At 59.9% G+C, this 15,616-nt stretch carries 14 protein-coding genes; 3 read left to right on the top strand and 11 right to left on the bottom strand.

What is annotated here, in order from left to right:
- Positions 1-18: 18 nt before the first annotated feature.
- The 11 genes from ACLPGZ_RS16785 to ACLPGZ_RS16735 all read right to left on the bottom strand — a co-directional run bounded on the left by ACLPGZ_RS16785 (position 19) and on the right by ACLPGZ_RS16735 (position 10,044).
- Positions 19-480 (bottom strand): MarR family winged helix-turn-helix transcriptional regulator, encoded by a 462-nt coding sequence (locus tag ACLPGZ_RS16785; RefSeq protein WP_009462841.1) that lies wholly within the window; start codon positions 478-480, stop codon positions 19-21.
- Positions 481-596: 116 nt separating this feature from the next.
- Complete coding sequence (locus ACLPGZ_RS16780; RefSeq protein WP_226349577.1) at positions 597-1,373, bottom strand: ABC transporter permease; 777 nt, start codon at positions 1,371-1,373, stop codon at positions 597-599.
- A gap of 40 nt (positions 1,374-1,413) precedes the next feature.
- Positions 1,414-2,199 carry an ABC transporter permease gene (locus tag ACLPGZ_RS16775; protein ID WP_035268452.1) on the bottom strand — a complete coding sequence of 262 codons (786 nt, stop codon included), beginning with the start codon at positions 2,197-2,199 and terminating at the stop codon, positions 1,414-1,416.
- The gene (locus tag ACLPGZ_RS16770) at positions 2,196-2,960 is read right to left on the bottom strand and encodes an ABC transporter ATP-binding protein (RefSeq protein WP_009462836.1); all 765 of its coding nucleotides are present in this window, start codon (positions 2,958-2,960) and stop codon (positions 2,196-2,198) included. Before ACLPGZ_RS16770 ends, ACLPGZ_RS16775 begins: the two co-directional genes overlap by 4 nt.
- The gene (locus ACLPGZ_RS16765; protein ID WP_203145185.1) at positions 2,957-3,931 is read right to left on the bottom strand and encodes an ABC transporter substrate-binding protein; all 975 of its coding nucleotides are present in this window, start codon (positions 3,929-3,931) and stop codon (positions 2,957-2,959) included. Before ACLPGZ_RS16765 ends, ACLPGZ_RS16770 begins: the two co-directional genes overlap by 4 nt.
- A gap of 74 nt (positions 3,932-4,005) precedes the next feature.
- The gene (locus tag ACLPGZ_RS16760) at positions 4,006-5,022 is read right to left on the bottom strand and encodes a 3-hydroxybutyryl-CoA dehydrogenase (protein WP_203145184.1); all 1,017 of its coding nucleotides are present in this window, start codon (positions 5,020-5,022) and stop codon (positions 4,006-4,008) included.
- Positions 5,022-6,104: an NAD/NADP-dependent octopine/nopaline dehydrogenase family protein gene (locus ACLPGZ_RS16755; RefSeq protein ID WP_239055013.1), complete on the bottom strand. Its 1,083-nt coding sequence runs from the start codon at positions 6,102-6,104 to the stop codon at positions 5,022-5,024. The genes ACLPGZ_RS16760 and ACLPGZ_RS16755 overlap by 1 nt, the downstream gene beginning before the upstream one ends.
- Positions 6,105-6,268: 164 nt before the next feature.
- On the bottom strand, positions 6,269-7,048 hold the full coding sequence (locus tag ACLPGZ_RS16750) for an alpha/beta hydrolase (protein WP_239055014.1): 780 nt from the start codon (positions 7,046-7,048) through the stop codon (positions 6,269-6,271).
- A 6-nt stretch (positions 7,049-7,054) separates the two neighbouring features.
- Positions 7,055-8,188: an ABC transporter substrate-binding protein gene (locus ACLPGZ_RS16745; protein ID WP_035268440.1), complete on the bottom strand. Its 1,134-nt coding sequence runs from the start codon at positions 8,186-8,188 to the stop codon at positions 7,055-7,057.
- A 14-nt stretch (positions 8,189-8,202) separates the two neighbouring features.
- The gene (locus ACLPGZ_RS16740; protein WP_021447071.1) at positions 8,203-8,988 is read right to left on the bottom strand and encodes an ABC transporter ATP-binding protein; all 786 of its coding nucleotides are present in this window, start codon (positions 8,986-8,988) and stop codon (positions 8,203-8,205) included.
- Between the two features lie 3 nt (positions 8,989-8,991).
- Entirely contained in the window at positions 8,992-10,044 is a 1,053-nt protein-coding gene (locus ACLPGZ_RS16735; protein ID WP_021447070.1) for a FecCD family ABC transporter permease, read from the bottom strand.
- Between the two features lie 98 nt (positions 10,045-10,142).
- Here ACLPGZ_RS16735 and ACLPGZ_RS16730 point away from each other — a divergent pair, with 98 nt between their 5' ends.
- From ACLPGZ_RS16730 to ACLPGZ_RS16720, 3 genes are all read left to right on the top strand, one after another.
- Entirely contained in the window at positions 10,143-10,883 is a 741-nt protein-coding gene (locus tag ACLPGZ_RS16730; protein WP_239055016.1) for an alpha/beta hydrolase, read from the top strand.
- 157 nt (positions 10,884-11,040) lie between these two features.
- Positions 11,041-14,241 carry an SUV3 family DEAD/DEAH box RNA helicase gene (locus ACLPGZ_RS16725; RefSeq protein WP_239055017.1) on the top strand — a complete coding sequence of 1,067 codons (3,201 nt, stop codon included), beginning with the start codon at positions 11,041-11,043 and terminating at the stop codon, positions 14,239-14,241.
- A 180-nt stretch (positions 14,242-14,421) separates the two neighbouring features.
- Positions 14,422-15,615, top strand: a complete 1,194-nt coding sequence (locus tag ACLPGZ_RS16720; protein ID WP_239055018.1) for a multidrug effflux MFS transporter — start codon at positions 14,422-14,424, stop codon at positions 15,613-15,615.
- The last annotated feature ends 1 nt before the right edge of the window (position 15,616 follow it).

Here is a 15,616-nt window from a genome sequence, read left to right as displayed (position 1 = left end):
AGCACAGGGGCGGGCTATTTAGCGCGCATCTCCATTGATATTGGCGCGAATGCGGTTCAGGAACTGGCGCAACTGGGTCAGTTCTTCCGCCGAAAAGCCCTGGATGGCGCGGTGATGAATGTCCAGAGCCGCGGGCAGAACACGCAGAAAGTGCTGGCGACCTTGCTCATGCAGATGGATCAGTACACGGCGCTGGTCCAGCGGGTCGGGCTGGCGGGACAGGTGGCCCGCGTTTTCCATTACCACCAGGGCGCGCGACAAGGTGGTTTGATCCACGTCGGTATATTGCGCCAGGGTGCTGACGCCCAGACCGTCGGTTTCGTTCAGAAATGCCAGCACGCGCCAGTGCAGCAAGGTCAGTTCATGGCTGCGCAGCAAGGTTTGAAAGTCAGCATTTAAGGCCGAGGTGCTGCGATTGAGCAGATAGGGGATAAACGTATCGTGCCCGGTATAGGCGTCAGTCAGAGTACGGCTGGCCATAGTGAAGCGGCTTCCTTGATGCAAAAAAAAAGCAGGCTACTCGTTCAGAGTGATTGAGTGAGCCTGCGAAAGCCCGGCCAGCGCTGCCATTGGCCGGGCAAGTGGTTGGTTCAGTATCAGTTCGTATGATCCACTTTGCGCTGCAAAGCGGCAATCGTCAGGTTCAGTGCGAAGCCCAGCACACAGATCCAGACCAAGGGTACAAACATATCAATCGTGCGGTAGCTGCGTGCGGCGGCGGTCAGCATATGGCCCAGACCGTCGGTGGAGGCAATCATCTCGGCCAGAAAGACCACCACGCAGGCAATGACGCCTGCCACCCGTACACCGGCCAGCACGGTCGGGCTGATGGCGGGCAAAATGATTTTCCACAGGCAGGCGCTGCGAGATGTCCCGGCGGCACGCGCCGACCAGATCAGCTTGCGGTCCACCGTTTGCGCAGCCACCCAACTGGCCATCAGCACAGGGAAAATCGCATCCGAGACCACCAGAGCGATTTTCGATGAGCTTTCAAACCCCATGATCAGGATTAGTGCCGGGTAAAGGGCGATCTTGGGGATAGGGGCCAGCAGACGGATCAGGGCATCCAGCAGAAACGAACTCCAGCGCGTCAGCTGTGCAATCAGCGCCAGGGCCACACCGGCCACACAGGCAATCAGTAAACCGCTGATCAGGCGGTAGACGGTGATGCCCAGGTTCTGCCAGAAGTCCGCCTGACCGGCCAGTTCCAATACACGCATCAGAATGGAAGAGGGGGCAGGCAGCAACTGCGGGCTGACCCAGCCCGAGCGGGTGCACAGCTCCCAGACAATCAGCATCAGGGCCGGACTGATGCATAAAGACAGTCCCGACAAATCCCGGCGTTTGGCCGGGCGGGTTTGAGTAGAACGCATAGCTTGTCCCGGTGAGGCTAAGGTTTTGGTGGTCATAGCGTCATCCTTTGTCCATCAGGCTCTGGGTCGAGTCATGCCAGTGTGTGCAGCGTTTGCGGACAAACTCGAACAGCGCATCGCAGGCAATGCCCAGCACGGCCAGTAGCATGATGACGGCATACACCGTGGAGTACTGCGCCATATCCATGGAGGTGAACAGCAGATTGCCTATACCTTCCTGACGCGCAATCATCTCGGAGGACACCATCACGATCAGGGCCATGACCACCCCGACCCGGCAGCCAATCATGACTTCCGGCAAGGAGGCGGGCAGAACAATCTTGCCCAGACGGGCAATGGGCCCCATGCCCATGGACTGGGCGACCCAGATAAGCTTGGGCTCGATACGGGTGGCACCGTGATAGCTGTGATAGAGCAAAGGCAGGGACACGCCCAGCGCAATAACCAGGATCTTGGAGAAATCCCCCAGACCGAACCACAGCATCAAGATCGGCATCAAGGCCGCTTTGGGCATGGGATAGGCCAGGGCCACCAGAGGATAGAAAGCGGTATAGACCAGGCGGCTGCGGCCCATGGCCAGACCCAGGGGGACGGCCACGACCAGTGCCAGGGCATAACCGGCAAACATGCGGCCAACCGACTGCAGGATTGCCGACCAGGCCATCGGGTCGCTGATCAGGGCAGGCAGTTCGCCCAAGGCCGCCCAAGGGCTGGGGAAGGAATCCAGCCCTACCCAACGTGCCAGCCCTGCCCAGGCCAGCAGCACCAGAATGGCCGCCATGACCAAGGAGGCCCAGCGATGTTCATACCAGTGCTGTGGCGTCATGGGTGGGCCTCCGCCATCAAGGATTGCTCCAGACGAATAATGGTTTCCTGATAGACCGGATTGCGCAGCAGCTCGCTACGGACGCGGGGGCGGGGCAGGTCAATCTCCACTACCTCCTTGATGCGGCCGGGCGAGCCAGTCATGACAATCACGGTATCGGACAGGAAGACGGCCTCGTCCACGCCGTGCGTCACAAAGACCACGGTGTTGCGTAACTGCTCCCACAAGCTGAGCAGTTCCGTTTGCAGGGTGACGCGCGTGTGGGCATCCAGCGCCCCGAAGGGCTCGTCCATCAGCAGGATGTCCGGCTCATAGGCCAGGGTGCGGGCGATGGCCGCACGCTGACGCATACCGCCGGACAGTTCACGTGGGTAGAAGGAGGCGTAAGGCCCCAGCTTGACCTTGTCCAGCCATTCGCTGGCGCGCTGTTCGGCCTGGTCCTTGGGCATGCCTTGTTCGCGCATGCCGTAGGCCACGTTTCCCAGCACGGTTTTCCAGGGGAACAGGGCGTACTCCTGAAACACCGGGCCCCTGTCTGGACCTGGGCCGGTAATGGGCTTGCCCTTGACGCGGATCTGGCCGCTGGAGCAGGACTCAAAGCCCCCTAACATATAGAGCAGGGTGCTTTTGCCGCAACCGCTGGGTCCCAGAATAGACACGAATCGCCCTGCCGGAATGCTCAGGGCGATGTCTTGCAGGGCCGTATGGCTGCGGCCCTGCCGGGTGTTAAAGGTTTTACCGACACCATCCAGTTCAATCATGGTGTTGCCTCGCGTAAATCAGCCCGATAAAAGTCCTGCACGCTCAAGGCTTTCTTCAGGAAACCCGCCTTGTGATAGCGGTCGTAGGTGCCCTGGATGGATTCCAGATTGGGCTGCATGTCCGGGACGCGGGCAAAGTCCTTGTCGGTGAACAGGTACTGGGCCAGCAAGTCCTTGGGCGCACGGGTAATTTGTGCGGTGACTTCTACGGCCAGTGCAGGATCTTTGCTGAGCATGCCCATGGCTGTTTTCAAGTCCTGCACATAGGCGCGCACCACTTCGGGATTGGCGTCGCTATAGGATTTGCTGCAGGCTTCGAAAATCTGTACGGATGGGCTGGCCACTTCGGACAGGGAGAACAGTTTGCGTAAACCGCCTTTCTTCTCGTTCAGCAGGGCAAAGGGCTGGGCCATGGGACCGGCATCAATGCGGCCACTGCGAATGGCGTCGGCCGCAGGGGGAAAGCCGGTTTCGACGATTTTCACGTCCTTGTCCGGGTCGATACCGTTTTGGCGCAGCCACAGCAGCATGTCGAAGTACACACCGGCTCCATAAGCATTGGTGCCAATGACCTTGCCTTTCAGGTCCGCCGCGGTCTTGATCGGGCTGTCTTCCTTCACGGCCCAGTAGACGGAGAAGTGATCATCGTCCGAGTGCACGTGCTGGGCCACGATATAGGCTTCCAGACCGCTTTCAATAGCGCCATTGGCCAGCGACATGGGGGCCATGGTGGAGCATTCCAGAACGCCAGCACGCATGGCTTGCACCATGGGCGAAGTGCCTTGGAACTGAGTCCACTGGATTTGATATTTCTTGCCCAGTTGCGGGAACAGCTCGGGGCGCTTGGCCATCAGGTACTTGGCTTCCTCGCCCGGAATGGTCCAGCCTACCCGCAAGGTGGGGACTTCCTGAGCCTGGCTCAGACCGTGACAGCTCATCAGGGCAAACAGCAACGCAGCGGTTTTCTTCATCGCAGGGCCGTCCCAAGATGAAGAGCGCCCTCTTGGAGGGCAGCAAGACGAAGGCGCAGCGTGGGAGTCTTTTTTCATTCCTGTGTCTCCTTGGCAAGGTGTTCGGCGCGGGCAGGGGCCAGGCCGATGTGATCCAGCATTCCCAGTACGCGGGCCAGCACGTCGCGTCGATACGCTTGTTGCTGGTCCACCGGGTATTCGTGAAAGCCTTGTCCGCTGCGCAGACCGTTGCGTCCACTTTCCATATAACGGGTGATGATGTCGGGTACGGCGTAGCGTTCCGGGTCCAGGTTCTGCGACAGGTATTGCCCGGCGTGATACAGAATGTCGTTGCCGCCGTAGTCGATGAACTCCAGCACGCCGATGCTGGCAAAGCGGAAACCCAGGCCGTAGCGGGTGGCCTTATCAATATCGACTGCGCTGGCTACGCCTTCCTCAACCATGCGAGCGGCCTCGTTCATGATCAGGGTTTGCAGGCGTGGAACGATGAAACCGGGGTGGCAACCACAGACCACAGGCACTTTGCCGATGGATTCCAGATTGCTTTGCAGACGGCTCAAGGTCTGCTCGCTGGTGCCGGGGTGGGCACTGATTTCGACCAGTGGAATCAGGAATGCCGGGTTAAGCCAATGTGCGTTCAGGAAACGCTCCGGATGGCTCAACATGGGGGCCAGATCCGAGGCCAGCATGGTGGAAGTGGTGGAGGCGATCAGCGCATCGGGCCGGGCCAGTTCACCGATACGTCCCAGGGCGTCGGTCTTGGCTTCTTGTGTTTCGGGCACGCCTTCATAAATCAGATCGGCCTGGCCCAGCACTTGCGCCGCTGCGCTCAAGGGGGCGACGCTGATGCAGGCCAGATGGTCGTCGATCTGTTCGGTGGCGAACATGCCCAGGTCGGCCAGTTGTTCCAGCGTGGCACGCAATTCCTGGCGTATTTCGGCTTCCAGACGGGCACTATCAGCAGGCTGACGGGGTTTGAAATCCAGTAAGGTCACGGCTTGGCCGCGCAGCGCATAGGCCAGGGCGATGCCCCGCCCCATGCGACCTGCGCCCACCGCAACGATACGTTTGATCGGGGCGGGCGCGTTCATCAGACTCTCCCGGCTTGCAGCATCTCTTGCAGTTGCTCGCGGCTCATCGTGTCCAGACCCAGGCTGGCCAGTGTACGTTGGCCTTGGCGCAAATCTTCACCCACGATGGCACCGGCAATCGCCAGCAAGCCTTTGGTGACGGGAGCATCTACACCGGCCCAGTCGGCTACCGAGGCAAAGAAGGCCAGACCCAGCATGGTGTCTTCACGCATGTAGCGGTGTTCGTGCAGGTCGATCTTCTCGCGCCAGTCGCCGCTTTTCACCAGCTTGGAGTGCGAGGAACGGTCGCCATACATCCACTGATCGTTTTCATAATGGTCGGACAGCGGGAAGTGCGGGGCACCGTAGCCCAGCGCTTCACGAATGCGCATGCGCTCATTGTCCAGTTGCGTGGTCACGGCACGGACCGAAGGCTGAGTGCCTTCGTTATGAATGTCCCAGGCCGGGAAGTGCTCCAGCGGACCTGCGTTCATCATGATCAGCGGTGGGTGGATGATGGGGCCGGCGTTCATCAAGGCACCAGACAGGGCATCTTCGCAGCGCTCCACGCTGGGGAAGACCTTGCCAATCACATCCAGGGCGTGATCGGTATTACGCGCAGGGTACACGCCAGTAGGCAGGCGGGTGGCGCGGGTGGTGATGTTGATGACGGTATCGCCATGTTTGCGGGCCAGCCAGGGCAGGGTGCCGGTTTCGGCCCAGCTGACATCGGCCTTGTTGCCGGTGCCGCGCACGATCTCGCTCATGATGAAGGAGCCAAAGGTGCCTGGGGGCAGAAATACGACCTGGCCGTCTGTCAGGTGCGGAGCCATGACGCGGGCAATATCGGTTTGGGCAATGGCGGGCGAAGGAATCAGTACCAGATCGGCACCGGCGATGGCCTCGCCAATATCAGCGCAGACTTTGGCAATGGGGATTTCGCGCTCGCCTGCTTCGTCTTTCAAGGTCATGACTGGCCGGTCCAGCAAGGGCTGCAACTGGGTCGTATCACGACGCCATAAACGGACCTCGTGGCCCTGTTCGCTCAAGTCTGCCGCTGCTGCGTAACAACCGTGCCCGCCACCTAATACCGCTACCTTCATGTTTGTCTCCAATCTCTTTTTTTGATTTCTATGCACTTGCATATAAATACAGACTAAAAGAAGTTGAGGCCTAAAACAAGAGGATGAATGGGGGGAGTTACCCTAGGGCGGGAAAACTTGGATATGAAGTAAAAAGGCGCATCATGCGCGCCGGAAGAACACGGCTAAGCCGCGCCACAAGCCAGTTCCAGGGCACGCAAGGTGGCTTGTGCCAGAACGTGGCCGTGGCCGGCTCCGGGCAGAACATGCAGATTCGCCTGCATGCCTTGGGCTTGCAAGTGCGCTTGGAGTTTTTGCATGGTGGGCAGGGTAGGCACACCATTTTTGCGTCCTTCCGGGCCCGCTGCCTGAGCGCTAAGCGGATACCAGGCCTCGGAGGCACCGGCCAGAATATCTACCAGTACCGGCTTGTCTACCCGCTCCAGCAAGGTCCAGATCAGGGGATCACGCCACCACAAGGAAGGGCTGGCGCACAGGTAGTGCTGAATGGGCAGGCTTTGCCGGCTAAGGGCATACAGCACGAACAGGCCAGCGTAGGAGTGGCCGTACAGGCTGATGCGCGAACGGGTCAGCGCAGGCTCCATGCTTTGGGCCAAGGCCAGCGCCATACGCACTTGTTCGATCATGGCAGGAGCGCCACCCGCCTGCCATTGGGGGACGCGTGGGTCTTCCCATAGAGTGCCGTCCGGGCCGGGCGGGGTGTAGTCCAGGGCGCGATACCGTGTGATCTGATCGCGATCGCCTTGGTAACCCAGCGACAGAATCGCGCAGTGCTGCAAGGCGGGGTGGCCGCTTTCTTCCAGCAAGGGCAAGGTCCACTGACCATCGAGCAGGCACAGCAAAGGCAGGGGGCCTTGTTCTGGCTTGCTGTCTGGCAGGCGTAGCAAGACGTGATGGGGATGGCCGCCCGCAGGCGGCAGTTCCAGTGGAATCAGGCGTGACATGAAGGCTTAGGGGGCGGGCTTCAAATCAATCATGTAGGTGCCTTCCATCGGCACGGTCAGGAAGCGCTGGTTCACTTCTTCCAATGTCTTCAAGGCCGATACGCCCTGAAAACGGTCGGGGTGAATCCAGGCCGCCAGAGCTTCGATAAAGATCATGTGCAAAGGTGAATCGTTGAAGGCATGCCAGATGCCGTGGCTATTGCCGCTGCGCACGGCTGGCAGGGCTTGCAGACGATTGCCGTCAATAATGGCTTGCAGGCTTTTACGAGCCTGGTCTTCGCTGACGCCTGTGCCAATAGCCAATCCGCCGGAGGTGGTGCGCTTGCCTGCGCCTGTGCCCGTAGCCACATAGACCACCGGGGCGCGGGAATTGATGTATTCAAAATTCAGCTTGCCGGTGGAGCTCTTCAGGACATCCGCGCCAATATTGTGGCCGCCTGCATAGCTGATCATGTCGTTAAAGGTGCCTGCGCCAGGCGAGTTGCAGCAGTCCGTGCTGCCTGCATGGGCATGCACAAAAACGGGCGGATGATCCTCCTTGGGCAGATCGGCCAGTCGCTGGGCAACGCCCTGCATGTGTTCTTCGTAGAACTGGATGAACTCGTCGGTGCGTTCTTTCTCACCTACGGCGTAGCCCAATGCGCGCAGGCTGGGGACGGTGTTCTCCAGCGGGTTCACAAAGAAGTCGATCACAATGACGGGCACTTTGGCGGCAGTCAGGCGCTGGATCAGGGCCGAGTCGCGTGTGTCCTGGCCGGGAGTCAGGCCCGCAAAGGCAGCCGTCAGCACGACCAGATCCGGACGCAGGGCCAGGGCCTGTTCGATCGAGAAGGTATCTGCCGTATGGCGACCCACAATAGGGATATTGGCCAGTTGCGGGTAGCGCTTCAGATAGGTCTCGTACTCGTTGGAGAAGGAGGTTTTGAACTCGTCCGACCAGCCTGCAATCAGGTTTGCAGGCTCGGGGTGGACCAAAGCCAGTACCGGGAAGTGACGTGCCTGAGTCAGCACAATGCGTTTGGCGGGGCCAGGCAGGGTAACGGTACGACCCATGGCATCAGTAACTTCGATGGGCTGGGCCTGCACGCCCAAAGGCAAGAGCAAGGTCAGCGACAGCAGCAGGTGGCGCAGGATGTTCATGGGTTCTCCGAAGGTCACAGCACAGGCTCTTGCAGCCCGTCGATAATGATTTGCAAGGTGCCTTGCGAGCAGCTCTCCACGCGGGCGCGTACGCCATAAGCCTGGGCCAGCGAGTTGGGGGTAATCACCTTGGCAGGCTCGCCTTGCGCCAGCAGACCACCGCCTTCAATCATCAGCGCATAGTCACTATGGCGCAGAGCTACGTTCAGGTCATGCAGCACGATCAGAGTGATCAGATTGTTGTCGTGGGTTTCCTGGGCCAGCAAGTCCATCACGTGGAATTGATAGTTCAGGTCCAGAGCCGACAAGGGTTCGTCCAGCAGCAGCAGGGTAGGCTTGCGTATCAGGGCTTGCGCCAGGCCCACCAGCTGTTTCTGACCGCCCGAAAGCTGGTCCAGATAGTGCATGGACAAGTGCGCAATGCCCAGGCGTTGCAGGATGTGCATGATGTGCTCATGATCCACATCGCGGGCGTGGCCACCAGGGGCCGAGGCATTGGCCGCCACCAGTACGGATTCAAACACACGCAGGTGGACCGAGGCGGGCAGGGATTGGGGCAGGTACACCACTTTTTGGGCGCGCTGCTCGAAGCTGACGCCGCTCAGCTCCTGACCGTCCAGCAGGATCTCGCCGGTGGTGGGCTTGAGCAGCCCCGCCAGGGACTTGAGCAGGGTGGATTTGCCGCTACCATTGGGGCCCAGCAAAGCCACCAGTTGACCGGGCTGCAAAGGCTCGATGGTCAACTTGGACAGAATTTCGCGTTTGCCGTAAGACAGGCTCAGATCGTGGACTTCAAGCATGGTTCACTTTATTTGGCGTCGCAGCACAACGCCCAGGAAGAAGGGCACACCCACCAGCGAGGTGACAATGCCGACCGGAATAATGATGCCGGGCACAATGTTTTTCGAGGCAATCGAGGCCAGCGACAGAATCACCCCACCCACCAGCGCACTGCCGGGCAGGTAGAAACGGTGATCTTCACCAAACAGGCGGCGGGCAATATGCGGCGCAATCAGGCCCACAAAGCCGATGGTGCCCACAAAGGATACGGCCAGTGCGGCCAGCAAGCTGATACGCAGCAAGGACACCAGGCGCAGGCGTGAGACATTGATACCAAAGCTGGTGGCGCGGTCTTCACCCAGACGCAGGGCGGTCAGTTTCCAGGTATCACGCAGCGACAGCGGCAGAATCAGCGCAAACACCGCCAGCATGATGCCGACCTTGCCCCAGGAGGAGCGCGACAGACTGCCCATGGTCCAGAACACCAGCCCTTGCAGGGCTTCGGCGCTGGCCACAAATTGCACCAGCGAAACCAGTGCATTGAAGGAGAACACCAGCGCGATACCAAACAGCACCAGGTTGGCGGTACTCATGGCGCCCCAGCGGGCCACCGCGTCCAAAAGCATGGCGGATAGCAGGGCAAAAATAAAGGCATTGGCGGCAATGGTCCAGGCTTGTGGAATGCCGGGAATCGACAGGTCCAGCACAATGGCCAGGGACGCGCCAAACGCCGCTGCCGAGGAAATCCCCAAGGTAAAGGGGCTGGCCAGCGGGTTATTCAAAATGGTCTGCATTTCCGCACCGGACAGGCCCAGCGCCAAACCAATGGCCATGGCCATCAAGGCATAAGGCAGGCGGATTTCCCAGACGATGACGCGGGTGGTCGGGTCGGACTGTTCCGGGTTGAACAGCGCATGGCTCAGTTCTCCCAGGCTAAGACCCGAGGGCCCCAACATGAAGTCGGCCACAATCGAGGCCAGAATCACAAGAACCAGGGCCCCAACAAGGAGCCAGCGACGTCTGAGGATGTGTTGATAGTCGGCCAGCGCAGGGGCCGGAACAGCAGATGTGGACATTAAGTGTCTGAATGATAACCGTTTACATAGAAAGAAAGTATAGTTCATCAGCCGGGCTTTGGCGCCCTTACCGCGATTCTTTTATGCAGCTTGAACATTTGGATTTTCTTTCCCCATTGGGCCGACAGTATCGTCTGACTTTGGCCTGGCCGGACGTGCCAGCGCCCGCGCAGGGCTGGCCATTGCTGTGTGTGCTTGATCTACCGCAATTTGAAGCGGTGCTGGCCACCTGTGAAAAGCAGGCTCCACAAGCCTGTGCCGTGCTAGGGATAGGTTATGGCGCGGAGGTCTGGCGCGATCAGGACTTCACGCCTGCGCTGAATGGAGAAGCAGGTCACGCGCCGGATTTTCTGGCCATGATGCAGGACGTGTTCTTGCCCTGGGCCTACTCACAAGCGCCCTTGAATGCGCAACGGCGCTTGCTCTGCGGGCATTCCCTGGGTGGCCTGTTTGCCTTGCAACTGCTGTATCAACAGCCAGAATTGTTCGATGCACTGGTGGTGTCCAGCCCCTCGGTCTGGTGGGGGGAGGGCTATCTGGCTCGACTGCTGGCCCAACCCTTGCCCATAGTCGCTATGACGATGCCCGTACAGTTCTCCGTTGGCGAGTTCGAGCAAAGCCTGGGCCCGGCAGAGGAAGCCATGCCCGAGGACAAGCGCGAGCTGCGTCGTTTACGTTTGCAGGAGCGCCGCATGGTGGACGGCACCCGGGAGTTGGCACAGGCTTTGGCGCAGCAACAAGGTGGCGAGCCGCGTTTTCGCATCGTGCCGGGCTGTAATCACAGTCAGTCCGGTTTGGCAGCCTTGCCGCAAGGCTGTCTGGAATGGCTGGCTGAGTAGCCCTGTATTCTCTTGCCCACAAAGACGTTCAGCACGGTGATTGCCTGTATCCTCTGAACGTCTCCGAGCAGACCCGTATAATGCTGCTCATGCTTGCTTGAACCGGCTTTTCTGCCCTTCTCGTTCTCTTCTTCCCGTATTTTCAGGTCCCCGCCCTATGGCTGCGCGTCGCGCTTCGTCTGTTTCCGATTCTCCCGTTCCCACTCAAGCGGGCTTGCTGCTCCATCCTCAATGGCTGGATTACCCTCGTCTGGAAGGTGTGGCTCGTCAGGTCGCCAAGAAAGCGCGTTTTCAGGACCGGGCAGGCATACGGCGCGTGTGGCTGAAAGCCTGGCGCTTGCCGCAGGACGCCGCCTTTTTCAATCAGATCATCGCTGCCGAACTGGGTTTGAAGGATGCGGACCAGCGCCTGGAGTCCCAAGGGGTGCCTGAGGTTGTGATTCGTACCCTGCGTCTGCTCTATCAAATGGGTGCAGACAAGCTGGAGGCGGATGTTTATGAAGCCCTGCGCGAGCAGCTGCTTGAACAGCGCGCTCAATTGGCCGGAGCGATAGCCTCCCAGTCTTTGCCTTTAAGCGAGAACTGGCCCGAAGCCGAGCGCGGCGAGCGCCTGCAGGCTTTGGTGCAGGCCTGGCAGTCCATGCCTTTGGCGCAGACCTATTTGTGGCAGTTACAGGCCGAACAGCGCGATCGCGAGCAACGCAGTCAGCGCTGGGAGCAGGCCCAAAAAGAACGTGAACAAGCGCGTCAAAAAGAACAAAACGACAAACAGCGCAAGTTCAATCAGGCCCAGGAGCGTTTGACAGCCTGGCTGAAAGAGCAAGGTTGCGAGCCGCAACGCATCACCCTGGAGGCCTTCGAGGGCCTGCAAGCCGGGGAACCTGCCCACTGGTTCATGACGGTGTATGGCCGCAATGCCAGTGCCGCTGTCCTGACCCAGGAGTTCAAGCTGGATGCCGAGCAGCAGGAGTTTCTGCTGCAGGCTCAAGCACAACGTCAGGAACGTCAGCGCGAGCAACGCCAGCAGCGTTGGGCCTGGGAGCAGGAGTGCATAGGCTCGGAAGAGACCATGGCCTTGCTGGGTATTACCCGGCAGGAGTACGAGCTGTGGCTGGCCGATCGCCGTTTGCCCAGTACCAAGCTGGAAGTGCGTGGCGGAGCCGCTGGCGGCCGTGACCGTGTTGCCCATCACCCGGATTTGCTGGTGGCCATTGACCAGAACCAGATTGAGCAATGGCGCGAGCAGCACGCCAGCACCCTGAGCAATCGTGAGCGTGCGCAGTACCAGCGAGCGGCTGACCGTGCGCGCACACAATGGCGTCAGCAACAAGTGCTGAACCAGATCAAGAAGCAAGAAGCGTGCGATTACGAAATTGACCCGGAAGATCCCTTGCGCCTGTGGTGGCATAAGGACTTGTGGCTGGCGGTGAATGTGCCCGTAGCGGGCGAGCGACAGCACTGGCGCGCCAATGTTCGTATGCAGGCCGCCGTGCCTTTGCCACGTACCGGCTCGGAGCTGGATCGATTGCCCGCTCGTGTTTCAGTCTTGTTCAACACGGCAGCTCAAAACCGTCTGTCCCAGCGTTTGGAAGATTCGCTGGATGCGTTTTTGCAGACCCAGCGCCCCCTGATTGATGGCTCGTCCTTTCTGGAACTGGCCAAAGCCTTGCGCATGGCTCTGGAAGAGGGCATCGAGCAAAAGGAAATCGAGGCCGGGGATTTTGAAAAGCGTCTGCTCAATGGCCCGGTGCGCCGCATTCTGGAAAGTGTGGAGCAGCAGCGCGCTCAAGATTTGATGCGCTTGGGCGACTTCCCGGAAATGTTCAGCCTGGCCCGAGGCATCCGCCGCCATCTGGTGTTCCGTTTGGGCCCGACCAACTCGGGCAAGACGCACGAGGCCCTGGAAGCCCTGATGGAAGCCCGATCCGGCGTATATCTGGCTCCGCTGCGACTGCTGGCCATGGAGGTGCGTGATCGTCTGATGAACGCGGGCATCCCCTGCAATCTGGTGACGGGCGAAGAGCGCGTGATGGTGCCCGGTGCCCAGCACACTGCCTGCACGGTTGAGATGATGGACCCCACGATGGAAGTGCGTGTGGCCGTCCTGGACGAGATTCAAATGTTGCAAGACGAGCAGCGCGGTTGGGCCTGGACGGCAGCCCTGGTCGGTGTTCCGGCCCGTACCCTGTTTGTCTGTGGTGATGCTTCCGTCCTGCGTCCGTGCGAGCGTCTGGTGCGTTCCATGGAAGAGACCATGGAGCTGGAATTTACCGAACGCAAAACCCCGCTGGAGGTCATGCCTTATCCGGTAGACCCGCCGCGAGCCACAGGCAAGCAAGGGCGTCAGGAAGCGCCGTGGCGGGGGCGCAAAGATCGTCAGCGTGAAGCTCAGGGCGTGTCCAAAGGTGATGCTGTGGTGGCCTTCACCCGTAAGGATGTCCTAACGCTAAGTGCTCGTTACCGCGCCCAAGGCTGGAAAGTCGCCACCATTTACGGCGCGCTGGCTCCGGAAGTGCGCCGCACCGAGTCCGAGCGCTTTTCCCAAGGCGAGGCCGATGTGCTGGTGGCCACCGATGCGATTGGCATGGGCTTGAACCTGCCGATTCGCCGCGTCCTGTTCTCTACGGTTCACAAGTTTGACGGCCGCTCCATGCGAGCCTTGAACGCAACCGAAGTGCGCCAGATTGCCGGACGGGCAGGCCGCTATGGCTTGTACCCCAAAGGCTATGTGGGGGCGATGGACAAGCAGGATCTGAACCATATTCGTACCCAATTGCAAAGCGACGCCCCCAGCGTGGATTTGCGCTTGCCCATTGCACCCAGCCCCGAGCACGTGCAGGCGCTGGCCTCTTTACTGGATAACAACAATATCGGCGCTGTGCTGCAGTACTTTGCGCAGAAAGTGGCTTCCGATAGCCCCTTGTTTCAGACAGCGGGCTTGAAAGACGCCATTGAGCTGGGCTTTTGTGTAGACCGCCTGGCTCCCAAGCTGGATTTGCGGGAGAAGTTCACCTTTGCCTGCGCGCCGGTGTCCGTGGATAAGGATACGGAGCTGGATTACTTCAAGCGTTGCCTGTCCGCCTATGTGGCACAACGCCCCATGGCCTTGCCACCGGCGCCGTCCTGGCTGAAATCCGCCAGCCCCTCCCGCCTGGAAGACGCCGAATTGCTCAGCAAGCAGATCAGCCTCTATGCCTGGTTCAGCATGAAGTTCCCGCAAGTGTTTGACCAAGGCCCGTGGTTGCCGGAAGTGCGCTCCCAGGTCAGCCGCTTTATTGAGCGCAGCCTGCTGCATCAAAGCGGTTTCGGACAGACCAGCCGCGAGGCTTTTGGTACGCCGTCGCCGGGCAGACGCTGATCTTTTTTTCAGACAAGTGGCTACCGGGCCAGCTAGCATGAAAGCGACTTGGCTCGATCCGCTTTATATCGTTTGATACACTATGCCCCGTGCGGACGTGTCCGTACGGTCCGGTTAAGGGGTACCATGCCCCTATCCCTGCGCTGATTCTGGCGCCCTCCCTGTTTTCCAAAGCTATCTATGAATTACCGCAAGCTGACCTTGGTGTTGGCGGCGTTGGCGATGCTGGGGCCTTTTGCTACCGATGCCTATCTGCCGTCATTTCACCGTATCGGTGTTGAATTTTCCGTTGACCAGTCAATGGTTCAGCAGACCTTAAGTCTGTATCTGTTTGGTTTTGCCTTCATGAGCCTGTTCTGGGGCATGTTGTCCGACAGCTTCGGGCGGCGTCCCGTGATTCTGGCCTCACTGATCCTGTTTCTGATCGGGTCGGTGGGCTCGGCGCTGGCCCCCAGCTTTTCCTGGCTGTTGTTCTTCCGTTTGATCCAGGGCTGTTCGGCAGGTGCCGGGCGTGTCGTCGGTCAGGCCCTGGCGCGCGACTGTGTACAAGGGGTGCAAGCTCAGCGCTTGTTTGCCCACATCACGATGGTCTTCAGTCTGGCCCCGGCGCTTGCACCTGTCATGGGCGGCTATTTAAGTAGTTATTCGGGCTGGCGCTCGGTGTTCTGGATGCTGACGGTGCTCAGTATTGCCCTGATTGCGCTGTGCTGGCGGCAACTGCCTGAAACCTTGCCCGTGGCCTCGCGCCAGCCCTTGAAGCTGTGGGTGATTCTGGCCAATTACGCACGGGCCTTGAGCAATGGCCGCTTCGTGCTGGCGATCTCCGCCATTGCCTGTGCGTTTGGCGGCTTTGCCTTGTACATTTCGTCGGCGGCCAGCTTTGTGATTGGTGTGCTGGGTCTGACAGAAACCGCCTTTGCCTGGCTGTTCCTGCCCTTCATTGGCGGTATGTTGGGCGGTTCTATTCTGAATGCCCGCTTTGCTGAAAAGCTGGCCCCGGCACGCATGATTCGTCTGGGCCTGTCCATCATGCTGGCTGGCGCGACCTTCAATACCGTGTACAACCTCCTGTTCCAGGCAGAGGTGCCGTGGGCCGTGATGCCTATTTTTGTGTACGCCTTTGGCATGTCCATGGCCTTGCCGGGCATGACGGTGGTGACCTTGGGCACCTTCCCCACCATGCGCGGCCTGGCTTCCTCGGTACAAAGTGCCTGGCAAATGCTTTTGTTCGCCACCGTTTCCGGTGTGGTGGCTCCGCTGCTGTTCGATAGCGGCTTGCTGTTGGCCTTGGGCATGTTGTCGGCGGCTGCCTTGTCGGCCGGATTCTGGTGGTGCAGCCAGTTCCGTTCCAAATCGACCGAGGCTTCCGCCTAAG

The sequence above is a fragment of the Alcaligenes sp. Me129 genome (assembly GCF_050487245.1).
Lineage (GTDB): Bacteria > Pseudomonadota > Gammaproteobacteria > Burkholderiales > Burkholderiaceae_B > Alcaligenes > Alcaligenes phenolicus.
The sequence above is the reverse complement of the archived record's forward strand: the minus strand, read 5'-3'. Positions and strand labels throughout refer to the sequence as shown.